General features: G+C 65.8%; 22 protein-coding genes. 11 read left to right on the top strand and 11 right to left on the bottom strand.

What is annotated here, in order from left to right; genetic code table 11:
• The first annotated feature begins 3 nt into the window (after positions 1-3).
• Complete coding sequence (locus C8J39_RS07415; protein ID WP_243649769.1) at positions 4-1,317, top strand: amidohydrolase family protein; 1,314 nt, start codon at positions 4-6, stop codon at positions 1,315-1,317.
• 22 nt (positions 1,318-1,339) lie between these two features.
• On the opposite strand, the gene C8J39_RS07410 is transcribed toward C8J39_RS07415, so the two are convergent.
• Positions 1,340-2,593, bottom strand: coding sequence for an arsenic transporter (locus C8J39_RS07410; protein WP_120299924.1), 1,254 nt, complete (start codon positions 2,591-2,593; stop codon positions 1,340-1,342).
• A 52-nt stretch (positions 2,594-2,645) separates the two neighbouring features.
• Positions 2,646-3,758, bottom strand: a complete 1,113-nt coding sequence (locus C8J39_RS07405) for a metallophosphoesterase (RefSeq protein WP_120299923.1) — start codon at positions 3,756-3,758, stop codon at positions 2,646-2,648.
• Positions 3,759-4,032: 274 nt separating this feature from the next.
• On the opposite strand from C8J39_RS07405, the gene C8J39_RS07400 reads away from it, so the two are divergent.
• On the top strand, positions 4,033-5,307 hold the full coding sequence (locus C8J39_RS07400; RefSeq protein WP_120299922.1) for an MFS transporter: 1,275 nt from the start codon (positions 4,033-4,035) through the stop codon (positions 5,305-5,307).
• An 11-nt stretch (positions 5,308-5,318) separates the two neighbouring features.
• Here the strand turns inward: C8J39_RS07400 and C8J39_RS07395 are convergent, their stop codons facing one another.
• Positions 5,319-6,875 carry an amidase gene (locus tag C8J39_RS07395; RefSeq protein WP_120299921.1) on the bottom strand — a complete coding sequence of 519 codons (1,557 nt, stop codon included), beginning with the start codon at positions 6,873-6,875 and terminating at the stop codon, positions 5,319-5,321.
• Positions 6,876-6,995: 120 nt separating this feature from the next.
• Entirely contained in the window at positions 6,996-7,901 is a 906-nt protein-coding gene (locus tag C8J39_RS07390) for an SDR family oxidoreductase (protein ID WP_120299920.1), read from the bottom strand.
• A gap of 97 nt (positions 7,902-7,998) precedes the next feature.
• Between C8J39_RS07390 and C8J39_RS07385 the strand changes: the two genes are divergently transcribed.
• Complete coding sequence (locus tag C8J39_RS07385; RefSeq protein WP_120300459.1) at positions 7,999-8,826, top strand: helix-turn-helix transcriptional regulator; 828 nt, start codon at positions 7,999-8,001, stop codon at positions 8,824-8,826.
• Positions 8,827-8,857: 31 nt separating this feature from the next.
• On the opposite strand, the gene C8J39_RS07380 is transcribed toward C8J39_RS07385, so the two are convergent.
• A complete protein-coding gene (locus tag C8J39_RS07380) occupies positions 8,858-11,437 on the bottom strand; it encodes a PAS domain-containing protein (protein WP_120300458.1) in 2,580 nt (859 codons plus the stop codon).
• Between the two features lie 232 nt (positions 11,438-11,669).
• On the opposite strand from C8J39_RS07380, the gene C8J39_RS07375 reads away from it, so the two are divergent.
• A complete protein-coding gene (locus C8J39_RS07375) occupies positions 11,670-12,074 on the top strand; it encodes a DUF2147 domain-containing protein (protein WP_183037953.1) in 405 nt (134 codons plus the stop codon).
• A 171-nt stretch (positions 12,075-12,245) separates the two neighbouring features.
• The gene (locus C8J39_RS07370) at positions 12,246-12,731 is read left to right on the top strand and encodes an Hsp20 family protein (protein WP_120299919.1); all 486 of its coding nucleotides are present in this window, start codon (positions 12,246-12,248) and stop codon (positions 12,729-12,731) included.
• A 76-nt stretch (positions 12,732-12,807) separates the two neighbouring features.
• Here C8J39_RS07370 and C8J39_RS07365 read toward each other — a convergent pair whose 3' ends face one another.
• From C8J39_RS07365 to C8J39_RS07355, 3 genes are all read right to left on the bottom strand, one after another.
• On the bottom strand, positions 12,808-13,080 hold the full coding sequence (locus C8J39_RS07365; protein WP_120299918.1) for a hypothetical protein: 273 nt from the start codon (positions 13,078-13,080) through the stop codon (positions 12,808-12,810).
• 249 nt (positions 13,081-13,329) lie between these two features.
• Positions 13,330-13,614, bottom strand: a complete 285-nt coding sequence (locus C8J39_RS07360) for a CsbD family protein (RefSeq protein WP_056057800.1) — start codon at positions 13,612-13,614, stop codon at positions 13,330-13,332.
• 250 nt (positions 13,615-13,864) lie between these two features.
• On the bottom strand, positions 13,865-14,878 hold the full coding sequence (locus tag C8J39_RS07355; RefSeq protein ID WP_220669827.1) for a sensor histidine kinase: 1,014 nt from the start codon (positions 14,876-14,878) through the stop codon (positions 13,865-13,867).
• 214 nt (positions 14,879-15,092) lie between these two features.
• On the opposite strand from C8J39_RS07355, the gene C8J39_RS07350 reads away from it, so the two are divergent.
• A complete protein-coding gene (locus tag C8J39_RS07350) occupies positions 15,093-16,373 on the top strand; it encodes an NAD(P)/FAD-dependent oxidoreductase (RefSeq protein ID WP_243649767.1) in 1,281 nt (426 codons plus the stop codon).
• 78 nt (positions 16,374-16,451) lie between these two features.
• On the top strand, positions 16,452-17,510 hold the full coding sequence (locus C8J39_RS07345) for a CaiB/BaiF CoA-transferase family protein (RefSeq protein ID WP_120299917.1): 1,059 nt from the start codon (positions 16,452-16,454) through the stop codon (positions 17,508-17,510).
• A 10-nt stretch (positions 17,511-17,520) separates the two neighbouring features.
• Here C8J39_RS07345 and C8J39_RS07340 read toward each other — a convergent pair whose 3' ends face one another.
• Positions 17,521-18,405 (bottom strand): CoA ester lyase, encoded by an 885-nt coding sequence (locus tag C8J39_RS07340; RefSeq protein WP_120299916.1) that lies wholly within the window; start codon positions 18,403-18,405, stop codon positions 17,521-17,523.
• Between the two features lie 211 nt (positions 18,406-18,616).
• Between C8J39_RS07340 and cysD the strand changes: the two genes are divergently transcribed.
• The 3 genes from cysD to C8J39_RS07325 are packed head-to-tail and all read left to right on the top strand — an operon-like array spanning position 18,617 to position 22,205.
• Positions 18,617-19,522 (top strand): sulfate adenylyltransferase subunit CysD, encoded by a 906-nt coding sequence (gene cysD, locus C8J39_RS07335; RefSeq protein ID WP_120299915.1) that lies wholly within the window; start codon positions 18,617-18,619, stop codon positions 19,520-19,522.
• Complete coding sequence (gene cysN / locus C8J39_RS07330; protein WP_120299914.1) at positions 19,522-21,459, top strand: sulfate adenylyltransferase subunit CysN; 1,938 nt, start codon at positions 19,522-19,524, stop codon at positions 21,457-21,459. Before cysD ends, cysN begins: the two co-directional genes overlap by 1 nt.
• Positions 21,456-22,205 (top strand): 3'(2'),5'-bisphosphate nucleotidase CysQ, encoded by a 750-nt coding sequence (locus C8J39_RS07325; protein WP_120299913.1) that lies wholly within the window; start codon positions 21,456-21,458, stop codon positions 22,203-22,205. Before cysN ends, C8J39_RS07325 begins: the two co-directional genes overlap by 4 nt.
• Positions 22,206-22,219: 14 nt before the next feature.
• Here the strand turns inward: C8J39_RS07325 and C8J39_RS07320 are convergent, their stop codons facing one another.
• Together C8J39_RS07320 and C8J39_RS07315 are read right to left on the bottom strand one after the other, a co-directional pair.
• On the bottom strand, positions 22,220-22,477 hold the full coding sequence (locus C8J39_RS07320) for a hypothetical protein (RefSeq protein ID WP_056489311.1): 258 nt from the start codon (positions 22,475-22,477) through the stop codon (positions 22,220-22,222).
• 39 nt (positions 22,478-22,516) lie between these two features.
• Entirely contained in the window at positions 22,517-23,398 is an 882-nt protein-coding gene (locus tag C8J39_RS07315) for an aldo/keto reductase family oxidoreductase (protein ID WP_120300454.1), read from the bottom strand.
• A gap of 94 nt (positions 23,399-23,492) precedes the next feature.
• On the opposite strand from C8J39_RS07315, the gene C8J39_RS07310 reads away from it, so the two are divergent.
• Entirely contained in the window at positions 23,493-24,401 is a 909-nt protein-coding gene (locus C8J39_RS07310) for a LysR family transcriptional regulator (protein ID WP_120299912.1), read from the top strand.
• Positions 24,402-24,445 lie beyond the last annotated feature (44 nt).

The raw sequence follows: 24,445 nt of genomic DNA, 5'->3' as shown, positions 1-24,445 counted from the left end.
GTGATGATCAAGGCATGGATGATCGGGCTGACGGCAATCGTCGCGGCACCGGTACTGGCGCAGGGCAAGCCATCGACCACGACCTATATCCAGGCGGGCACGGTGCTCGACCGGCCCGGCCAGGCACCGCGCGGCAACACCACGATCATCGTCCGCGACGGGAAGATCGTCGAACTGCGCGATGGCTTCGTCGCGCCGGAACAGGGGGCGAAGCTGATCGACCTGCGTACCGCGTTCGTACTGCCCGGGATGGTCGACATGCACGTCCATCTCTGGGGCATCGGCGGCGATCCGATGCGCGCGCGGCTGGAGGCGCTCAACCGCGACCGGTTCGACGACGAGATGACCGCGGTCGCCAATGCGCGCACGACGCTGGCGGCAGGCTTCACCTCGGTTCGCGACCTGGGCGGCGACCCGCGCGGTATTCGGGCACTGCGCGATGCGATCGATGCCGGCACCGTCGAGGGGCCGAGCATCACCAACGCCGGCGAGATGATCTCGGTGACGGGCGGGCACGGCGACGGCGGCAACGGGCTCGCGGAAGAGTTCGCGGACATGGTGCACGCGAAGGAAATGAACCTGTGCGACGGCCCCGACGATTGCCGCCGCGCCGTGCGCGCGCAGGTCGCGTTGGGCGCGCGCGTCATCAAGTTCGCGGCGACCGGTGGCGTGCTGTCGAACGTCAGCGGTGGCCTCGGCCGTGCGATGACGCCCGAGGAAATGCGCGCTATCATCGAGACGGCGCACGCGCTCGGCCGCAAGGTCGCCGCGCACAGCCATGCCGCCGAGGGCACGAAGGCCGCGCTGGAGGCCGGTGTGGACTCGATCGAGCACGGCACGTTCCTCGACGACGAGACGATCCGGCTGTTCAAGGCCAAGGGCGCCTATCTGGTGCCGACCGAGATCGCGCCCGTCGCGGCGCTGGCCCAGGCGCGCGGCGGGGCGTTGCCGCCGGCGACGATCGTCAAGGCCGAGGCCGCGGCTGCGGCGATGGCGGCCAGTCACCGCCGCGCCTATGCCGCGGGGGTCAAGGTTGCGTTCGGCACCGATACCGGCGTGTCGAAGCACGGCGACAACGCCACCGAGTTCGCGCTGATGGTCAGGAACGGGCTCACCCCGACCCAGGCGATCGCCGCCGCCACGGTGGGTGCAGCAGACCTGCTTGGGCGCGACGACATCGGCACGCTCGCACCTGGCAAGACCGCGGACATCATCGCCGTGGCGGGGTCTCCGCTGCAGGACGTCACGCGGCTCGAACACGTCGAGTTCGTCATGCACCGCGGGGCGGTCGCGAAGACGCCTGCTGCCGGCATCTGATTGGCTGCCGCTCGGCGCGCGCTCAGCCGATGAGCATGCGCGCGCCGAGCGCGGCGAACAGCGCGGGCGGCATCACCACCGCGCCGACCTTGAGGAACCGCCAGAAGCCGACGTCCTCGCCTTCGCGGCGGATCGCTGTCAGCCACAATATGGTGGCGAGCGAGCCGGTGATAGACAGGTTCGGGCCGAGGTCGACGCCGATCAGCAGGCCGTCGGTGACGATCTGCGGAACGTGGGCCTGCTGGAGCGTCGTGCTCGCGATCAATCCGGCCGGCAGGTTGTTCATAAGGTTCGATCCGAACGCTAGGATCGTCCCCGCAACGCCTGCGGTCGTCGACGGCGAGTTCGCCGCACCGGCTGCGAGCCAGCGCGCCAGCATCGTGATCACGCCGGTGCTCGCCAGTGCCTCGACCAGCACGAACAGGCCCGCGACGAGCGGCAGCACCGCCCAGGATACCGAGCCAAGCGTCGTGAACGGCGACTTGCGCTCCCCGATGCAGATCGCGGCCATCGTCGCGATACCGGCAAGACAGGTCGGCAGTCCGAGGTCGTGCTCCTGCGCCGACGCGGCGATCAGCAGGACCGCGGTCGCGACGATACCACCCAACGCAATCTTGCCGCCGCGAGGAAGCGTGCCGGTTTCGACGACGGTCTCGCACTGGCCACGGAGCCGCTCGCGCTCGACCCAGCGCAGCATGAGGAAGGTAACGCCGATCGACAGCAGCGATGGCAGCGCGAACGACGCCATCCACGCACCGAGCGACGGCATCTGGCCACCGTACAGCACGAGGTTCGCGGGGTTGGAGATCGGCAGCACGAAGCTCGCCGCGTTGGCGATCAGCGCGCAGGCGAACAGCATTGGCAACGGATCCGCCTTCGCCTTCTTCGCCGCGGCGTAGACGGCGGGGGTCAGCACCACTGCGGTCGCGTCGTTCGAGAGGAAGGTCGTGACGACGATGCCGACGCCGAAGACGAGCGCGAACAGGCGGCTGGTCGATCCCTTTGCGAGGCGCACCGCGTGCTCGGCGACCCAGTCGAACAGTCCCTGTTCGCGGGCGACCTCGGACAGCAGCATCATACCGATCAGGAACAGGTAGACGTCGCCACCCTTCAGCACCGCGGCCCATGCTGCACCGGGCGACATCAGCCCGAACACGAGCAACACCGCAGCGCCAGCGACCGCCCAGACCGCTTCGGGCAGCTTGAACGGACGCGTGATCACGCCGAAGGTTGCGACGAAGCAGATTGTCCAGATCGCATAGGTGTGAACCGTCATGCCGCGGGCATCCGCGAGCCGACACGCCGGACCATCGTCATCGTTGCGGTATTCACCAATCGAGTCCGTTCTTGTTGGGGCCGCGCTGAGCGCCGTCGATACCACGCTCGAGCCAGGCACCGATCGCGTTCACATCGCGGCCGAGCGCTATGGGAGGATTGCGCTTCGGTCGCGGGCCGGCGTTGCGGACGAGGATGTCGATCCGGTCCTCGCTCCCGTCACACCGGACGACGAGATGGTGGAGGCCATCGGCGATGCCATCGACCGAAGCGCTCCAGAGCGAAGGCACGCCGTCGACACGCTTCATCGGGATGGCTTGGCCGTCATCGACGTGCAGCGACACCGTGTCTGCGGCGCCGAATACCTTCGCGCGCACGGTGAAGGCGCTGCCGGGCACGTTGTCGGCGCGTGCCGGGTCGGTGATCAGGCGGCGGTCGGCGGGACTGGTGATCTGGACGAGTGGCCAGGGATCATTCACCGCCTGAAACCGCCAGCTCGGCACGCCGTCGTCGAGCGTGACGATCGAGAAACCGGGTGCGCCCTCCTCGATCTGGCCGGTCGAGCGGGTCGCGCCGTAGATCACGCGGCCGTCGTTGAGCAGCTCGTTATAATGCGTGTGGCCGGTGTCGACGAACGCGACGCGGTGCGCGGCGAACAGCCCGGCGATACCGTCGGGATCGTCGCGCAGGTCGCCGGGATAGGCATGCATGAACACCGCCACCGGCTCGCCAGCAACCGCGGCGGTGCTCAGTTCGCGTTCTATCCAGGCGCGCTGGTCGGGGTCGATCCGGAAGTCGGGACCACCCTTCCCCGCCGAGACGATATCGAGGAACAGGCACCGATAGCCCGCGATTGTCTCCGCATAGGGCGCCATCTTCGCCGTGATCGCGCGCATCGCGGTCAGGTCGCTGGGTTCGAAATCATGATCGCCCGCCAAGACGTGCCACGGCAACGACAGCCCCTTCATCGCGTCCGCAATCCGCGCATATTGGTCGTCGGTACTGTGATTGGCATTGTCGCCGGGCAACAGCGCGAAGTCGACCGCACTGCCCAGATGCGCTTCGGCGCTCGCAATCAGCGCGCGAAACCGAGACAGTCCTTCATACCCATCGGCCTCGTCGACATGCAGATCGCCGAAGTGGATCCAGGTCAGGCATCCTGTCATTAAAACTCTTTCAAGTCGTTTGGCAGATGATCCGCCGATGCTGCCCATAGCGAGGCTGAGGGTTCATCGTTCCGTGACAATACCTTCATGATTTGAGACTTAACGGGCTCGTTCAGTTCCGGTTTAGCTTTTGACATCACTGGAGAATATCAAGCCGAACAATATTTCGGCGGTGTGGAAACTTTGCCCGTTGCCGCAGCTTTAGCGATCCGACGGCGCGCGGGTTTCTCAAGCGGCACCCGGTTCGACGACACCGATATTTCAGGGAATTCTCATGGCCACGACGGACACGGCATCCGCCAGCAACGGCAGGGCCAAGGGCGGGTCGGACGCCACGTCCGCGCCGAAGAAGACGCTCGACGCGCTGAACTTCTTCCTTGCCGACGTTCGCGACGGGCTCGGGCCGTACCTCGCCATCTATCTCGTCGCGGTACGTGGGCCGGCGCATGGCTGGAACGAGGCGACGGTGGGCATGATCCTGACGATCGCCGGGATCGTCGGCCTGATCTCGCAGACGCCCGCGGGCGGGTTGATCGATCGCAGCAGGAACAAACCGCGGATCGTGATGATCGCCGCGCTGCTCGTGACGCTCAGCAGCGTCTCGCTGCCGATCGTCAGTGGCTTCACCGCGGTGGCGGTCACCCAGTCGATAGCGGCGGTCGCGGGCGCGGTGTTCGCGCCGGCGATCTCCGCCATCACGCTGGGGCTGGTCGGCCCGAAACTGTTCGCCAAGCGCGTCGGTCGCAACGAGGCGTTCAACCACGCGGGCAACGCCGTGTCGGCGGCGCTCGCGGGCGTGCTCGCGTGGAAGTTCGGACCGGTCGTCGTCTTCTACCTGATGGGCGCGCTGACGGTGGCGAGCATCGCGACCGCGTCGCGGATCAAGAACGACGACATCGACAACGCGGTCGCGCGTGGTCTCGATTGCGAGCCGGAGGACGATTGCGAGGAGCCGAGCGGCTGGAAGGCGCTGGTCGAGAACAAGCCGCTGATGATCTTCGCGGGGACGGCGTTCCTGTTCCACCTCGCCAACGCGGCGATGCTGACGTCGGTCAGCCAGTTGCTCGCGCGCACCGTCGGCAAGGACCAGGCGACGTCGCTGACCGCCGCCTGCATCGTCGCGGCGCAGCTGGTGATGGTACCCGTCGCGATCGTGGTCGGCCGCAACACCGAGAAATGGGGCACCAAGCCGCTGTTCCTCGTTGCGTTCGGGTTCCTCGCGGCACGTGGCGCTTTGTATACCGTGTCGGACAATCCGTGGTGGCTGGTCGGCGTGCAGGCACTGGACGGCATCGGCGCGGGTATCTTCGGCGCGCTGTTCCCGGTCGTGATCGCCGACCTGACCAAGGGGACAGGGCGCTTCAACGTCAGCCAGGGTGCGGTGGCGAGCGCGCAGGGCCTGGGCGCGGCCTTGTCCGCGACACTGGCCGGTGCGATCATCGTCTGGGCGGGCTACAGCGTGAGCTTCCTGACCTTGGCCGTCGTCGCGGGCGCCGGCTTCATGCTCTATTTCTTCGCGATGCCCGAGACGAAGCAGAAGGAGGGGTAAGCCCCCTCGCCTCACCGGTCGACGGCGATGCTCGGCAAGTACCGCGGCGCCGACCGGGCCTTGGCACGCTGTTCATAGGCATAGCCGGCGCGCAGCACGGTCTGGTCGGCGTCCTTCGTAGCGATGAACGACAGGCCGACGGGCAACCCGCGCACGAGGCCCATCGGCACGGTCAGATGCGGATAACCGGCGACCGCGGGCAACGTCGCGGCGGAGGGTCCGGCATAGGTATCGCCATAGACCGGGTCGCTCAGCCACGCCGCGTCATAGGTTGGCTCGACCAGGATCTGCGCACCCGCCGCGCGCAGCATCGCGTCGATCCCCTGCGCACCCGCCAGCCGCAGCGAGGTCGCGCGCGCAGCCTTGTAGGCGGGGTCGTCGAGCCCCTTGGTCTTGTCCGCATCCTCGAACAATTCCTGCGCGAAGAACGGCATCTCGGTCGCGGCGTTCGCGCGGTTGAAGGCGATCACCGCGCCCAGCGTCTTCGTCTGTACTGCCACTGGCGTGGTCGCGAGATAGGTGTTCAGGTCCGCCTTGAGTTCGGTTTTCAGGACCATCAGTTCGGCCTCGCTCAGTCCGTCGAGCTTCGGCGTCTTCACCTCGACCAGCACGGCACCCGCTGCGCGCAGGACGTCCAGCGCCGCCGCGTAGCGGGTGGTAAGATCCGCAGACATGCCGTCGGGCCGGACGACGCCGACCCGCATGCCGGACAACGCACCGGCCGAGAGCCCGGCGGCATAATCCCTGGTCACCGCCGCCGCCGTCACGCGGTCCGCCGGATCCGCACCGACCATGCCCGACAACAGGATCGCGACGTCGGTAACGCTGCGCGCCATCGGTCCCGGCGTATCCTGGCTGTGGCTGATCGGCACGACATGCGTACGACTGACCAGACCGATCGACGGCTTGAAACCGACCAGACCGTTCAACGACGACGGGCACACGACCGAACCGTCGGTCTCGGTGCCGACAGCCGCCGCGGCGAAACTCGCGGCAACCGCGGCGCCCGATCCCGACGAGGAGCCGCACGCGGTCCGGTCCAGCGCGTAAGGGTTGCGCACCAGCCCGCCGACCGCGCTCCAGCCGCTCATCGAATGAGTCGAGCGGATATTCGCCCATTCCGACAAGTTGGTCTTGCCGAGGATCACCGCACCCGCGCGGCGCAGATAGGCGACCATCGGCGCGTCCCGGCGCGTCATATTGTCGCGCAACGCCAGGCTGCCTGCGGTCGTCGGCAGCGGGTCCGCGGTCTCGATATTGTCCTTTATGAGGATCGGGATGCCGTGCAGCGGACCGCGCACATGCCCTGCCTTGCGTTCGGCATCAAGCGTTTTGGCCTGCGCGAGTGCATCGGGATTGACCGCGATGACGCTATGCAGCGCCGGTCCCTTGCGATCCATCGCGGCGATCCGCGCGAGATAGGCCTGGGTGATATCGACGCTGCTGGCCGCGCCGTCGTTCATCAGCGTCCTCAACCGATCGAGCGACACTTCTTCGACAACCACCGTCCTGGCCAGAACGGGCGTGGCGACGCAGGCAAGCAGTACCGCAGTGATGAGACGACGCATGAGACCCCCGATAGACGATGTCGCAGGATGGTCCCGAGCCGCGCACCGATGCAAGCGGCATCTGCTCGACGCGTATCCCGCTGACGGCAAACTATAAATTGCCGCCAGCGGGATGCCCGGTCAGGCGGCGACTAGGCCCGCAGCATAGTCCATCGCTTCTAGATCAGCGATTAGCCCCGGACCGGTCGGGTTCCAGTCGAGTTGCGCGCGCGTCCAGTCGCTGGAGGCGAGCATGTCGAGCGAGGCGAACATGCCGAACCAGCCGAAATGATCGTTCGCCTGCTCCTGAGTCAGCGATAGCGTCGGCAGGCCCAGCCCGGCCGCGACGACTTCGGCGATCGCCCGCGCGCTGACGCCTTCCTCCGCCACGGCATTGTACCGTGCGCCCTTCTCGCCCTTGTCGAGCACGAGCGCGTAGAGTTTCGCCACGTCCAGCACGTGCGCCGCGGGCCAGCGATTGTCGCCCTCACCGACATAGGCGACCACGCCCTTCTCGCGTGCGATATCGACGTATGGCGTGATCAGCCCCTGCTTGACGGTATCGTGGACCTGCGGAAGCCGCATGACGCGGACGTCTACGCCCGCCTCCAGAAGCACCTGCCCCGCCTTTTCCGATGCAATCCGCGGATTGGGGTAGTCGGGGTTGAACGCGGACTCGAGCGCAGGCTTGCCCGGGCCAGTATCGCCGATCCCGGTACCCGACGTGATGATCATGGGACGATCGCTCCCCTTGAGCACCTCCCCCATCGCGCCGATCACGCGGCGGTCCTTTTCACAGTTTGCGACGAAGTTGGTGAACTCATGATCGAACGCGGTGTGGATCACCGCATCGGCCTGCTCTGCTCCGCTGCGCAGGCTGTCGAGATCGACGAGATCACCGCAATGTACGTCGGCGCCAGCCTCTACCAGCGACCGCGCGCCGGCATCCGACCGGGTAAGACCCAAGACCTCATGTCCGGCACTCAGCAGTTCCGGCACGATACGCGACCCGATGAAGCCCGTCGCACCCGTCAAAAATACACGCATCCAAACTCTCCGATATTGTCCGGAGCAAGACTTGGGCGTACTTCGACACCTGTAAAAGTAGTGACCTTATCATGGTATAATCTTCAACAGGATGGCGATGTCTATCGAGACTGACAATGCACTCGGCACGTTCCTGCGCGATCGCCGGGCACGTATGGACGCCGCGGCGTTCGGGTTCAGTGGCGGCCGGCGCCGGACGCCCGGCCTGCGCCGCGAGGAAGTCGCCCAGCGCGCTAACATCTCGGCGACTTGGTACACCTGGCTCGAACAGGGCCGCGGCGGCGCGCCGTCGGCCGACGTCCTCAACCGCATCGCCGGCGGCCTGATGCTGACCGAGCCCGAGCGCGAGCACCTGTTCGTGCTTGGTCTCGGCCATCCGCCCGAAGCGACCTATCGCGCCTCCGACGAAGTCACGCCGCGGCTGCAGCGCGTACTGGATGCGCTCGAATTCAGCCCGGCGATCGTCAAGACGCCGACCTGGGACGTGGTCGCGTGGAACGCGGCGGCGGCGACCCTGCTGACGGACTATGCGACGTTGCCCCGCGACCAGCGCAACATCCTGCGCCTGATGTTCACCAATGCGAGCATCAAGGCGGCGCAGGAGGACTGGCTCAACGTCGCCCGCTATGTCGTCGGTACGTTTCGCGCGGATGCCGCGCGTGCAGGTGCGGGTGCGGAGATCAGCCAACTGGTCGAGGAACTGTCGCGGCTCAGTCCCGAGTTCGATGCGTTGTGGCGCGACAACAACGTTGCCCGGCACGCGGACGGGCTGAAGCGGCTTCACCATCCGGTACACGGCCTGCTCGAGCTCGAATTCTCGGCGTTCGCCGTCGACGGTCGGCCGGAACTCGGGATGATCGTCTACAATCCGGCTACCGCGGAAACGGCGCAGCGGATCCGGTCCTTGATGGCGCCGACCGCCTGAGCCTTTCGCGCGCGGATCGGCAGCCTCTCCGTTATTCCGCCGAGCCGTCCGAACTTCTATCGGCGCTTCCCCAGCCCGCCGCCTTGCGCAGCACGCGCGACAATTGCTCGACCGAATACGGCTTGTGGAGCAGCTCGAACCCGTGCGTACCGTCCTGCGCGAGGATGTTGCTGTATCCCGACGTCAGCACGACCGGCAGGCTCGGATGGTCCGCGCGAATCGCCTTGCCGAGTTCGATGCCGTTCATCCCTGGCATGACCACGTCCGAAAAGACGATGTCAAAGCGCGAGGCATCCTTGCCCAGCTCCGCCAGCGCCTCCTGCGCATTGGCCGCCCACACCGTCACATAGCCGAGCTCGGCCAGCGACTGCGTGGTGAACGTCCCGACTTCCCTGTTGTCCTCGACGACCAGCACGCAGGTTCCATGACCGTCGGCCAGCGTCTGGACGGTGTCGTCCTCGACCGGACGGTCGCTCTCGTCGACCTGTGGCAGGTACAGGGTGAAGGTCGCGCCCTCGCCCGGCGGGCTTTCGACGACGATGTCGCCCTCGGACTGCTTGGCGAACCCGAACACCTGGCTGAGCCCGAGGCCGGTCCCCTGCCCGACCCCCTTGGTTGTGAAGAACGGCTCGAAGATCCGTTCCAGTTTCTCGGGTTCGATGCCCGTGCCGCTGTCGGTCATCGAGATTGCTACATAGCGTCCCGGCACGGCCGGATGCGACCGGACGGCCGGGATGAACGATGCCGGTCGTACCGCGATCAGGATATGACCCGCGCCGTCCATCGCGTCGCGCGCGTTGACAGCCATATTCACGAGCGCGGTATCGAGCTGGCTCGGATCGACGTTGGTGAACAGCGGCGTCTCGGGCACGTCGATGTCGATGACGATCCGCGAGCCCGTCAGCGTGCCCAGCATATCGGCGATGACGCGCAGGCTTTGTCCCACGTCGATCACCTCGGGCTGGAGCGCTTGCCGCCGCGCGAAGGCGAGCAGCTGCCCCGTCAGTTTCGCGGCACGATCGGCGGTGTCGGAGATCGCGTCGATATAGCGTTCGCGCCGTTCCGCGCTGAGGTCCGGACGCTTCAGCAAGTCGGTCGCCGAGCGGATGACGGTGAGCAGATTGTTGAAATCATGCGCGACGCCGCCGGTAAGCTGGCCGACCGCTTCCATCTTCTGCGACTGGCGCAGCGCGTCCTCGGCATGCTGGAGCTCGCCGGTCCGCGCCGCGACCTGCTGTTCGAGCGACGCCGCGAGGGCCGCGAGCTCCTGCTCCGTGCGCCGCCGTTCGGTCGCGATCCGGGTGCGCTCGGCGACTTCGCGCACGAACGCCACCTCGTCCGCGCGCCACTGCCGTGCACGGCCGCTGCCAAGATAGAGCATCGCGACCAGCCGTCCGTTTTCCATGATCGGCATGTTGACGATCGCGCGGACGGAAATCGCCTCGAGCGCGGCGACCGTCGACCGCGTCCGCGGATCGGTGTGCGCGTCTTCGATACACACTTCGTCGCCATTTTTCAGATCGTCGATGTACGTTCCGAAGCTGCGTAGATCGAAGCTGCCGAAAAGGGGCGCGACGCGCGGCGCACTCCAGTCGCGCATGATCGTGAGCGTGTCGGCGTCGATCTCGCCATACCCCGCCCGATCCGCCCCAACCGTTTGGCCGATGATCCGCGCAGCCGCGAACGAGATATCATCCGGTTCGTCCGTGTCGCGAAACACGTCGCCCAGTTCGACGAGCGCCGCGCGCATGATCTCGCTGCGACGCTGGTCGGTGATGTCGGTCGAGACGCCGGCGATCCGCAACGCCTCGCCCTCGGTGTTGAAGAAGGGCTGGCCGCGCGAGGCGAGCCAGCGCAGTTCTCCATCCCGGCGATAGATGCGGTAGATCACGTCATAGTCGGTACCCTCCGCGACGCAGCGACGGACCTCGGCAACGCTTTTCGCCCTATCCTCGGGATGGATCGCCTCGAGCCGGTCCTCGTAGGTGAAGGGCTCGTGGCTGGGGCGGCCGAATATTTCCTTGCACGTATCGGAGGCAGTCAGCTGCTTGCTGGCGATCTCCAGGCTCCAGGTTCCAAAGCGGGCAGCCTTCAGCGTGAAGGCCAGCTCGCGCTCCTGCTCCTGCTGCATCCGCAATCGGTCGGTCAGCTCGGCCAGAAGCGCGGCATTGCTCGATTCCAGACCCTGCAGCCGTTCGCGCTCGAGCGTCACGTCGACCTGGCTGGCGAAGAAATAGGCAAGCACGCCTTCGGTGTCGTAGACCGGCGCCAGCAACAGGCGGTTCCAGAACAGCTCGCCGTCCTTGCGGTGGTTCTGGATGTCGATCTCGATCGGCCGGACCTGCCGCACCGCCTCGCGAATTTTGACGACAGTCGCGGGATCGGTCTCCGGCCCCTGCAGGAACCGACAATTCCGGCCAAGGATTTCCGCCCGACTATAGCCGCTCAACCGGCAGAACGCGTCGTTGGTGAACACGACAGGATTGTCGGGTAATCGCGGATTGGTGATGATCATCGGCATCCGCGTGGCCCGCACGGCCGCGACGAACGGATCGGTGCCGACGTCCTGCGCGATCAGCTCGGCCGCGATCCGCTCTGCGTCCGCCGTCATTTTCGGGGCGCTTTCGACGGCGCTGTCGATGATATCAGTCAAAACAGTCTACTCGTCGATGCTCACCAATCCCGGTATTTAGGGTAGAGACCAAATCATCGCAACGCCGACCATTAGATACTGAGCCAAATCAGCCGCATAGGTGGCAATCGAAATTTCGGTTTTACCTTTTCGACAGGGCTCGAAGCAAGGTTTGGCACGTTCGATCCGGTAGGAAAGCCGAGAGGATGACATGCTTTTCAAATATTCGGCCGCAATCCTGGCACTCTCGCTGGTCGCCGCGCCCGCCGCGGCACGAACCCCGCCGCCCGCCGGGATCTGGGCCAACCCGCACAACACGGTCCACGTGACCTTCAAGCGCTGTCGCGATGCGATCTGCGGGACGGTCGTGTGGGCGAGCCGCACTGCGATCGAGGACGCGCAGCGCGGCGGCGTCGACCAGCTCGTCGGCGAGGAACTGTTCCGCGATTTCGTCGAGGACGAGCCAGGACGATGGAGCGGCGAGGTCTTCATTCCCGATGTCGGCCAGACCGTGTCCGGTACGATCACGCAGATCGATGCCCGCACGTTGGTCGGCGAAGGCTGCATGTTCGCGGGGTTCGGCTGCAAGACGCAGTCGTGGAAGCGCATCAAGTAGCGAATTGCAGCCGCTCGCGACCGGAGCAAAAAATTTCATTCGGAAATCTTGACGCCTTCGGACGCGAAATTATTTCCCCGGTCGCCGGACGCGTCGATCGGTCCGGCGACTGAGGGCATCGGCTTTACCGGTGCTCCTCGTGCTCAGATTGCTCATGAGGAGGATTTGGATATGAGGACGAACTTCGACTTTACGCCTTACCGTCGTTCCACGGTTGGTTTCGACCGGCTGTTCGACTTGCTGGAAGCGACCGCGCGGACCGAAACGGTCGATGGCTACCCGCCATTCGATATCGAACGCGAGAGTGAGGACAGCTATCAGATCACGCTCGCCGTCGCCGGGTTTCGCCCCGACGACATCGAGATCGTCGCGCAGAACAACCAGTTGACGGTCAGCGGGCGCAAGCCCGACGAACGCGACGATGGCCGCTTCGTCCACCGCGGGATCGCAACCCGTGCGTTCGAGCGCCGCTTCCAGCTTGCCGATTTCGTGCAGGTCCAGAATGCAAGCTTCGACAACGGCCTGCTGCGCATCGCGCTGAAGCGCGAAATCCCCGAGGCGATGAAGCCGCGCCGGATCGAGATCACCGGCGCCGCAGCCAATGATCGCAGCGGCGATCGTCTCCAAGACAAGCAGGCGGAACGCTCCGCCGCGTAACAGGAATTACGACTGCCAGCCCAAATGCTGGCAGTCGTTCTTTTATTTGGGCGCTAGTTATTCGACGCGCCCGGTTTTAGCGCGGCGGCGGCATCTGGACGTGAATATCGGCCGCCGAGGGCACGACATGGTTCGGTCGAGCGGTCATCCGCAGCCATCCGCTGCGGACCATGACGAGTGCTACGCCTGCAGCGATCACCGCCAGCCCGAACTCGATCTTGCGGAGCGTATCGCGGTTGCGATCGTCGGTATTCCAGACCTTGTCCCAGTCGTCGTCGGATCGCTGCTCGCGGTGTCCCACGACGAGGTTGGAATCGTAATCGGTTTCGTAATCCGTATGATCCGTCATGCGGGTCTCCTCTCCGACGTCCGATCGACATAGGTCGTCGGCAGCGCGACCGTGGATCACGGTCCGCAATTGCAGCGAATTGATGTTGCGTGGTTCACGATGAGGTCGTCGGATGTTCGATCGACCAGGCGCGGCTTGTTTATCAGTAGCGCAACGATCGAGTGCGCTTGGCGTCGTACGTCTTCGGTAACGCGAGTAACGGTATTGCGGCGGGAGCTATCATGCGCCCCCGCCGCGACACGCCGAGGCTTACTTGCCGCGGAGCGTGTTGATCAGGGCGATACCCAGTACACCGGCAACCGCTGCGGCGGTGAACGGACGCTCCTTCGAGAACTGGCGGACATAGTCGACCAGCGGACGGATGTTCTCTTCGACCACGTCCTTGGCCTGGCCGACCGTCTTCTGGACGGTACCGGTCAGCTGATCCGCTGCGCCTTCGCTCTGCAGCGACTTGTCGCCGATCGCGCCGCCGAGGGTTTCCTTGACCTTGCCGCTGACGTCCGTTGCTGCGCCGCTGAGGGTGTCGGTGTTCATGAATGATCTCCTTCGATACGTGGATGATGGGGCTTCAAACGACGAAGCCGGCGGGAATATCCCGCGCTGCTCCGCGCTGGTGAAAACGATGGGGTCGCACGGGCAAGGGAGTTCGCGCTCCGGCAGACCCGAAACTCATATTGCCCAGAGACATAACCCATCGGACCGCGGATGTTTCCGCAGTATTCCTGCACCCGAATCAGGTACTAAACTACTATCCCGGTGTTCACGGCCGGGCGTTGAAGGCCAGTCAGGATGAAAGCCGATCCCGCCGCATCGTCAGCGTGATGATCACCCCGCCCGTCGACCATTCATAGGCGATCGAGCCCCCCAGCTGCCCGGCAACGGTACGGCGGACGAGCTTGCTGCCAAAGCCTTCCCCGGCATTCGGGCTTTCGACTTCCGGACCGCCGCGTTCGAGCCAGGTCAGGATCACTTCGTCGTCGGTCGCGGTGCTGGACAGGTCGAGCGTTCCGGTCGGTGCCGACAACGCGCCGTATTTCATCGAGTTGGTCGCCAGTTCGTGGATGATCAGCCCTAGTCCGGTCGCAGCATTCTCGCCGACGCCCATGCGTTCGACCGCGACGCGAATGCGGCCCTTGAAGGCGCCCATGTCGTCATAGGGGGCCAGCAACACCGAGAGCAGGTCACCGAGCAACGCCGCGTCGCCTTGCCCACCCGGCAATGGTCGGACGAGATCGTGCGCCCGCCCCAGCGCGCTCAACCGCTCCGTCAGTTCGCGTGCCATGTCTTGCGTATTGGGTGCGGTGCGCGAGGTTATCGCGGTCAGGCCGCTCGCGATCGCCAGCAGGTTCTTGACGCGGTGGCTCATTTCGCCGGCGAGCAGTTCGTTGCCTTCCTCCGCCTGCTTGCGGCCGGTGACGTCGAGGAAGATGCCGAACATCGTCCGTCCGACGATCCCGACATCCTCGCCCTGCCCGCGCGCCGAGATCCAGCGGACCTCCTCACCGATCATGATCCGGAAGTCGGTCTCGTAGCTGCCGAGCACCGCGCGGGTGGCGGCGAAGGCGGAGCGGACGCGGTCGCGATCGGACGGATGGATATGCGCCGACAATTCCTCGAACGTGACTTCGGCGCGCCACGGGAGGCCCCACAGTTCGAAGCCATGCTCGTCCATCGTGAAGGCGTCGGTGTCGACGTTCCATGCCCACAGGGCGACACCCGCGGCGGTGACCGCAAGCCGCAGATGGTCGGGGTCCCACGCATGGGCCTTGGGTATTTCGGCAGTTCCGTCCGCAATCACTTCGGCAATCCCCCGTCCGAGCGCAGAGCCCGGCCACGACGCCTAATACATATCGCGCGCGCTTTACGTTAACTTCGCACAAGTGGCGGTGTTCACTGCACTGGCGGATCGCCGGCTACAGTTGAGGTCGTGCGACATCGCCAATAGGAATGCGGACCACGAGGGCGGAGCGGCGTGCTACTCGACAGGGCACCAGGTGGACGAGGGTAGCGAAATGGACAGCATGACAGGCGATGCGCGACGGGACGCGACGGTGTTCGCCGATGTCGTCATCGTCGGCGGCGGGCACGGCGGTGCGGCGTGTGCGATCGCGTTGCGCAAGACCGGCTTCGAGGGATCGATCCTGATCGTCGGCAAGGAGCCCGAGCTTCCCTATGAACGGCCGCCCTTGTCGAAAGAATATCTGTCGGGCGAAAAGGTCTTCGGCCGTATCCTGATCCGACAGGCGACGTTCTGGACCGAGCAGCGCATCGATCTGCGGCTCGGATCGCGTATCGTATCGGTCGATCCGGTCGAACACAGCGCGACGACGGAGGACGGTACGACGATCGGCTATGGGCGACTGGTCTGGGCGACCGGCGGGACGCCCAGACGACTGACCTGCGCTGGCCATCATCTTACCGGCGTCCACACCGTGCGCGACCGCGCCGACGCCGACCGGATGATCGCCGAACTGCCGGATGTCGGGACCGCGGTCGTGATCGGCGGCGGGTATGTCGGGCTCGAAGCCGCCGCGGTGCTGCGCAAGTTCGGCAAGTCCGTCATCCTGCTCGAGGCCCTCGACCGGGTACTTGCGCGCGTCGCGGGCGAAGACCTGTCGCGCTTCTTCGAGGCGGAGCACCGTGCACACGGCGTCGACGTGCGGCTGGGGCAGTCGGTCGACTGCATCCTGGGCGATGACCGCGTCACCGGGGTCCGGCTGGGGGACGGCACCGTCATCGCCGCCGACATGGTGATCGTCGGCATCGGCATCCTTCCCGAAGTCGCGCCCCTGATCGACGCGGGTGCGGCGGGCGGCAACGGCGTCGCCGTCGATGGCGCATGCCGGACGAGCGTGCCGGACGTGTATGCGATCGGCGACTGCGCGTTGCACGCCAACCGGTTTGCCGGCGGCGCGGCGGTGCGTGTCGAATCGGTGCAGAACGCGAACGACCAGGCGACCGTCGTGGCGAAGGACATCGTTGGCCAGCCGGCGGTGTATGACGCGGTGCCGTGGTTCTGGTCGAACCAGTATGACCTGAAGCTGCAGACCGTCGGACTGTCGATCGGCTATGACGACACGGTCCTGCGCGGCGATCCGGCGACGCGCAAATTCTCGGTCGTGTACCTGCGCGACCGCCGCGTCATCGCGCTGGACTGCGTGGGTGCGGTCAAGGATTACGTCCAAGGGCGCAAGCTGGTGGAAGCCGGCGCTGTGATCGACCGGACCATCCTCGCCGACCCCGGCATCATGCTGAAGGACATGGTGCCGCTGGACTCGCCGACGCTTTCTTGACTCCGGTTCGGCATCGGTCGCACCTTGCAGCCAAACAGCGCGGATATCGGATCGCATGGCAATGATGAGTATCGGCGCATGACCGCGCTGGCGGGCCTGCGGGTCGTCGAGTTCGCCAGCATCGGGCCGGGCCCGCATGCGGTGATGCTGTTGTCGGATCTTGGTGCGGAGGTACTGCGGATCGAGCGGGTCGGCGGCGGATTTCGCAATCCCGTGCTGGACCGTGGCCGCGCGCGGCTCGCGCTCGACATTCGCACGCTTGAGGGGCGCGAGCAGGCGCTTGCGATCACGGACCGCGCCGATGTCGTGATCGAGGGGCTGCGACCGGGCGTGATGGAGCGGCTCGGCCTCGGTCCCCACGTGATGCTCAAGCGCAACCCGCGGCTCATCTATGGGCGGATGACCGGGTGGGGACAGACCGGCCCGCTCGCACAGGTGGCGGGCCACGATCTCAATTACATCGCACTCAGCGGCGTACTCGCGGCAATCGGCACGCCGGGAACACCGCCGCCGCCGCCGCTCAACCTGATCGGCGATTTCGGGGGCGGGTCGCTCTATCTCGTCACTGGTATCCTCGCGGCATTGCTCGAACGCGCGCGATCCGGGCTCGGCCAAGTCGTCGATGCGGCGATCGTCGACGGGGTTTCGTCGATGATGGCGCTGTTCGCAGGGATGGTCCCGGCCGGGGTGATGTCGATGGACCGCGACCGCAATCTGCTTGGCGGCGCGGCGCCGTTCTACCGGTGTTACACCTGCGCCGATGGGCGGTACGTCTCGGTCGGCGCGATCGAGCCGAAATTCTATGCCGAGTTGCTCGATCGGCTAGGGCTTCCCGCCGACCTCGCGGCGGACCAGATGGTCGTCAAGCGCTGGCCCGAAACCGCGCGACGCTTCGCCGCAGTGTTCGTGACCCGGTCGAGGAACGACTGGTGCGACGCGCTGGAGGGCACCGACACCTGCTTCGCGCCGGTGCTCGAACTCGACGAGGTACCGACGCATCGCCACATGGCCGATCGCGGTGTGGTCATCGACGGCATCTGGCAGGCGGCCCCTGCCCCGCGCCTGTCCCGCACGCCGGGCCGGATCGCCCCCACGTCCGATGGCACGGCGCTGCTGACGGAATGGGGCGTCGGCTAGGACGCCCGGATCACGCGCGCCCGACTTGCCGCAACAGATGCTCCGCGCGCGACAGATACGGTCGGTCGAGCATGCCGCCCTTGTAGCCGATCGTGCCGACGCCGGGGTTCGCCGCGAACAGATCGACGATCGCCTGCGCCTCGGCAATCTCCGGCTCGGTCGGCGTGAACGCGTCGTTGATCACGTCGACCTGCGCCGGGTGGATCGCGAGCATCCCGCGATAACCGTCACGCCGGACCTGCTCTGCGCGCGTCTTCAGCGTGTCGAGGTCTCGGAAGTCGCCCTGGATCGTCTCGATCGCGGTAACCCCTGCCGCCGCGGCACCCAGCAGGCACATCGACCGCGCCAGTTCATAGGTGAAGCGGTAGCTGCCATCGGGATTGCAGTTCGCGCTCGCGCCGATCGAGTCCGCCAGATCCTCCGCGCCCCAGGTCAGCGCGACCACCCGAGGCGCGCCCTTATAGTCGCCCGTGTGGAACATCGCTTCCGCCGTCTCGGTGATCAGGACGATGACCGGGGTCGAGCCGATCGCGATGCCGTTCGCCGCCTCGAACGCGGACAGATAATGGTCGAGCCGGTCGACGTCCTGCCGCCCCACGACCTTGGGCAGCATGATCCCGCCCGGCCGCGCGGGCATGATCGCCGCGAGATCGGTCAGCGTATACGGCCCGTCGAGCGGATTGACCCTCACCCACATTCGCGCGCGGTGCGCGACATGCGCGGTCAGCATGTCGTGGACGGTCTGGCGCGCGAGCGGCTTGTTCTCGGTCGTCACCGCGTCTTCGAGATCGAACAGGACGATGTCGGCGCTGCCCTCTACCGCCTTGGTCATCTTGCGTTCGCTGTCCCCCGGCGCGAACAACCAGGAGCGCATTTTCAACGAAGCAACGGACATGGCGGCATGGTCCCAGACGGATCGAAACAGGCGCGTTGCGTACGGCGTCGATCGCGGGCGGGCAACTGCGGCGCAGGGTTCGCCGCGAAATCGTGCATGGTGCGCAGTGCCGTCATTCGCGGCATGAGATAGCGAAGCGTTCCCCGACCGAAGAATGCATTGATTGCCGACACCGCCCTGCGCCGGGCAAACGGCGCCGCGGAGACACATCATGGCGAAGACACTCACCCATCTGGAACGGCTCGAGGCGGAGGCGATCCACATCCTGCGCGAAGTCGTCGCCGAAGCCGACAAGCCGGTGATGCTGTATTCGGTCGGCAAGGACTCGGCGGTGATGCTGCACCTCGCGCGGAAGGCCTTCTATCCGTCGCCCCCGCCTTTCCCGCTGCTGCACGTCGATACGACCTGGAAATTCCAGGAAATGTACAAGCTGCGCGACCGGATGGCGGCGGAGAGCGGCATGGAGTTGCTGGTCTACCAGAACCCCGAAGCCGCCGCGCGCGGGATCAATCCGTTCGATCACGGCGCACTCCACACCGACATGTGGAAGACGGAGGGCTTGAAGCAGGCGCTCAACCTGCACGGGTTCGATGCGGCGTTCGGTGGCGCGCGGCGTGACGAGGAGAAATCGCGCGCGAAGGAACGCATCATCTCGTTCCGCACCGCGACGCATGGCTGGGATCCGAAGAACCAGCGCCCCGAATTGTGGAACCTCTACAACGCCCGGAAATCGAAGGGCGAGAGCATCCGTGTGTTCCCGATCTCGAACTGGACCGAACTCGACGTCTGGCAATATATTCAGCTCAACGACGTCCCGATCGTCCCGCTCTACTACGCCGGCGTACGCCCCACCGTCGAGCGCGACGGCATGCTCCTCATGGTCGACGACGATCGCTTCCGTCTCGAACCCGGCGAGGTCCCGGTCGACCGCTCGATCCGTTTCCGCACGCTCGGTTGCTATCCGCTGACCGGCGCGGTCGAGAGCACGGCCTCGACGCTGTCCGACATCATCCAGGAAACGCTGCTGACCACGACCAGTGAGCGCCAGGGCCGCGCGATCGACAAGGATGCCGGCGGCGCAGGCATGGAGAAAAAGAAGCAGGAGGGGTATTTCTGATGAGCGACATCGCAATCCAGGAATCGGCCTACCAGACCGACGCACTGATCGCCGAGGATATCGACGCGTATCTCGACCAGCATCGCAACAAGACGATGCTGCGCTTCATCACCTGCGGATCGGTCGACGACGGCAAGTCGACGCTGATCGGCCGATTGCTGTACGATTCGAAGATGATCTTCGAGGATCAACTCGCGGCGCTCGAGGCGGACAGCAAGCGGGTCGGCACGCAAGGGCAGGAGATCGACTTCGCGCTGCTCGTCGACGGGCTTGCCGCCGAGCGCGAACAGGGCATCACGATCGACGTCGCCTATCGCTTCTTCTCGACGGAAAAACGCAAGTTCATCGTCGCGGATACGCCGGGTCATGAACAATATACCCGCAACATGGTGACCGGCGCCTCGACCGCCGATCTGGCCGTGATCCTGGTCGACGCGCGCAAGGGCGTGCTGACGCAGACCAAGCGCCACAGCTATCTGGCGCACCTGATCGGCATCCGGAACCTCGTGCTCGCCGTCAACAAGATGGACCTGATCGGCTACGATCAGGCGCGCTATGACGAGATCGTCGCGGACTATGCGGCGTTCGCGACCAGCATCGGCATCACCGCGTTCACGCCGATGCCGATCTCGGGCTTCAAGGGCGACAACATCTCGATCGCCTCCGATACCATGCCCTGGTATTCCGGCCCGACGCTGATGGAGCATCTCGAAGCGGTCGATGTCGATGTCGACGACGACCAGGCCAAACCGTTCCGGATGAGCGTACAGTGGGTCAACCGCCCCAACCTCGATTTCCGCGGCTTCTCGGGCCAGATTGCCGCCGGTACGGTCAAGCCCGGCGACGCGATCCGCGTCCTGCCCGGCGGCAAGACCTCGACGATCAGCCGGATCACGACGCTAGACGGCGATCTCGACGAGGCGGTCGCGGGGCAGTCGGTCACGCTGTCGTTCGCCGACGAGATCGACTGCTCGCGCGGTAACGTCATCGCCGCGTCGGATGCGCCGCCCGAGACTGCGGACCAGTTCGAAACGACGATCGTCTGGATGGACGACGAGCCGCTGATCGTCGGCCGCTCCTACTGGTTGAAGCTCGGCACGCAGATGGTGTCGGCGACGGTGCGCGAGCCGAAATACCAGGTCAACGTCAACACGATGGAGCGGCTCGCGACCAAGACGCTCGAGCTGAACGCGATCGGCGTGGCGGAGATCACCACCGATCGCGCGATCGTGTTCGAGGCTTATGCGCAGGAGGGTGCTGCGCCGAACAAGGTGCTCGGCGGGTTCATCCTGATCGACAAGATCACCAACGCAACCGTCGCGGCGGGGATGGTCCATTTCAGCCTGCGCCGCTCGCAGAACGTCCACTGGCAGGCGACCGATATCGGCCGCGAGGCGCATGCCGGGCTGAAGAACCAGAAACAGGCGGTGCTGTGGTTCACCGGGCTGTCGGGTGCGGGCAAGTCGACGATCGCCAACGAGGTCGAGAAACAGCTTAACCTGATGAACCGGCACACCTTTCTGCTGGATGGCGACAACATCCGTCACGGCCTGAACAAGGATCTGGGGTTCACCGAGGCCGACCGGATCGAGAATATCCGGCGCGTCGGCGAGGTGGCGAAACTCATGGCGGACGCGGGGCTGATCGTGCTCACTGCGTTCATCTCGCCGTTCCGTGCCGAGCGTGACATGGTGCGCGCGATGCTGCCGGCGGGCGAGTTCATCGAGATCTTCGTCGACACGCCGCTCGATGTGGCGGAAGGTCGAGACGTGAAGGGCCTCTACAAGAAAGCACGGGCGGGCGATTTGAAGAACTTTACCGGGATCGACAGCCCTTACGAGGCCCCGCTCAACGCAGAGATCCGCGTCAACACGGTGGAAATGACTCCGGCCGAAGCCGCCGCGTTCATCGTCCACCAGATCATGCCACTCAAGTGACGGTCATAGAAAGCGACGTCCGTCTCGCCGAACGCCTCGCCACCGAGGCGGGCGAGATATTGCTCGCGTTGCAGAAAAGCAGTGGGCTGACCGGCAAGGATCTCGGCAAGGCGGGCGACGAACAGGCCAACAGGTTCCTCATGCGCATGCTGCGCGCCGCGCGGCCCGACGACGCGATCCTGTCCGAGGAGGAGAAGGACACCGGCGATCGGTGTTCGGTGCGGCGCGCGTGGATCGTCGATCCGCTCGACGGCACGCGCGAATATGGCGAAGGGCGGACCGACTGGGCGGTGCACGTCGCGCTTGCGATCGACGGCGTCGCCGTCGTGGGCGCCGTGGCGCTGCCGGGGCTCGGGATGACGCTGACCTCGGGTTCGCCGAAGCCGTTGGAACCCGCGGGCGATCCGCTACGCATGCTGGTCAGTCGCAGCCGGCCCGCACGCGAGGCGGTGGCGGTCGCCGAGACGTTGGGGGCGACGCTCGTGCCGATGGGCTCGGCGGGGGCGAAGGCGATGGCGGTGGTGCGCGGCCAGGCCGACATCTACCTCCACACCGGCGGGCAATATGAATGGGACAATTGCGCACCGATCGCGGTCGCGCAGGCGGCCGGGCTCCACGTCAGCCGCGTCGACGGATCGCCGCTCGTTTATAACTGCGCGGATCCGTATCTGCCCGACCTGCTGATCTGTCGGACGGAACTGGCGGCGCGCGTGCTCGACCTGGTGAAGGCGTTACCGCCCGCCTGAGGGGGTGGGCGGTATCAACCGTCGGAGGCTACCAGCTCGACGAATTCGAAGTCGTAGCGCTGCCACCCGCGTTGCGCCGCGGCCTCGGCAAGTGCGTTGCGCTTCTTCTTCGCCTCGACGAGCGACTTGGTGTGGCCCCAGAAGATCTCCGTCTTGCCGTTGGCCAGCACCGCGACGATCCGCCAGTAATGCGTGAACGGCGTCGCGGTCGGGCCGATCGTCTTCACATAACCGTCGGGCAGCGTCGCGGTGAGGTAGCGTTTCTTGGCCATGACGATGCCGTTAGCCGTCCGCTGCCTGGACGGAAATGCTTAGTCGAGCGCAGCGTCCGTGCCGATCCGATCGAGCGTGGCGATCGCGTCGGCAGGCAGCACGATGTCCCCCGCCGCGAAGTTCTCGCGCAGATGACCGACCGACGACGTGCCGGGGATCAGCAGGATGTTCGGCGAACGCTGCAACAGCCAGGCGAGCGCGACCTGCATCGGCGTCGCGTCCAGATCCCGCGCGACGTCCGACAGCGCGGTCGACTGCAACGGCGAGAACCCACCGAGCGGGAAGAACGGCACATACGCGATCCCCGCCTCCGCCAAATCGTCGATCAGCGCATCGTCGTCGCGGTGCGCTAGATTATACTGGTTCTGTACGCAGGCGATCGTCGCCATAGCGCGCCCTTCCGCGACCTGCGTCGGCGTAACGTTGCTGAGCCCGATATGGCGGACCAGACCCTGGCGCTGGAGATCGACGAGCGTCGCAAGCGGCTCGGCGATCGACCCCTCGGCCGGGCCATGCACATCGAACATCGCGCGCAGATTGACGATATCGAGCGCCTCCAGCCCCAGGTTGCGCAAATTGTCGTGGACCGCGCTGGTAAGCTCCGCGGCGGAAAAAGCCCGGTCCCATGAGCCTTCAGGTCCCCGCCGCGCACCGATCTTCGTGACGATCACGAGGTCGTCGGGATACGGATGCAGCGCCTCGCGGATCAGGCGATTGGTGACATGAGGGCCGTAAAAATCGCTCGTGTCGATGTGATTTACGCCTGCCGCTACCGCCGCACGCAGGACCGCAAGCGCCGCGTCATGATCCTTGGGCGGCCCGAACACGCCCGGGCCGGCGAGCTGCATGGCGCCGTAGCCGAGACGGTTGACGGTACGCCCTGCGAGCGGGGCGGTGGTGGTGATGCCGTGCGTGTTCATGATCCGGTCCTCCAAAGTGTGACCTTCATATGGACCGCGTTGGCTGTTACGATAACGCGGCAGTATCGGCACGGGCTGTACGGGAGCACGCACAATGGCAGTGGACGCAGGCGATCTCTCCGCGTTCGTGACGGTCGCTCGGGCGGGCGGATTTCGCGACGGCGCACGAATCAGCGGCGGCAGCGCGTCGGGGCTGAGCGAAGCGGTACGCCGGCTGGAGGCGAAGCTCGGCGTACGGTTGCTCAACCGGACGACACGGAGCGTGGCGCCGACCGAAGCCGGTGCGCGCCTGCTCGACCGGCTCGGCCCCGCGCTCGCCGAAGTCGAGGCGGCTTTGGACGTCGTCAACGGCTATCGCGATTTGCCGGCGGGACCGTTGCGGCTGAACGTGCCGGTCAGCGCCGCGCGGCTGGTGCTACCCGCGATCGTCCCCGCATTCCTCGCCGCCTATCCCGATATCCGGCTGGAGGTGATCGCGGAGGACAGCTTCGTCGACATGCTCGCGGCGGGCTGCGATGCCGGCATCCGCTACGACGAACGGCTCGAACTGGACATGATAGCGATACCGATCGGTCCGCGCGAGCAACGGTTCGCGACCGCGGCGTCACCCGACTATCTCGCGCGCCGTGGCACGCCCGTGCATCCCCGCGACCTGCTCGACCACGCCTGTATCCGCGGCCAGTTCTCCAGCGGCTCGATGATGCCCTGGGAGTTCGAGCGCGACGCCGAGATCGTCAAGGTCGAGCCCGGCGGACCGCTAATCGTCCGCGTCGGCGCGGCCACCGATCTCGCGGTCGATGCGGCGCTGGCGGGGACCGGAATCATCCACCTGTTCGAGGATTGGCTGAAGCCGCATCTCGACAGCGGTGCGCTGGTGCCGGTGCTGGAACCGTGGTGGCAGCGCTTCTCGGGTCCGTTCCTCTATTATTCGGGACGGCGGTATCTGCCGGCACCATTGCGCGCGTTCATCGATTTCGTTGCAGCCAGGCGCTCCGAAAAATGACCCACGTCCGTTCTTCCGCGGAAATATGTCGAACACACTCGTGC

Origin of the sequence: Sphingomonas sp. PP-CC-1A-547 (assembly GCF_003610375.1) — a bacterium.
Classification (GTDB): Bacteria; Pseudomonadota; Alphaproteobacteria; order Sphingomonadales; family Sphingomonadaceae; genus Sphingomonas.
This window is presented reverse-complemented; position numbering and strand designations above follow the sequence as displayed.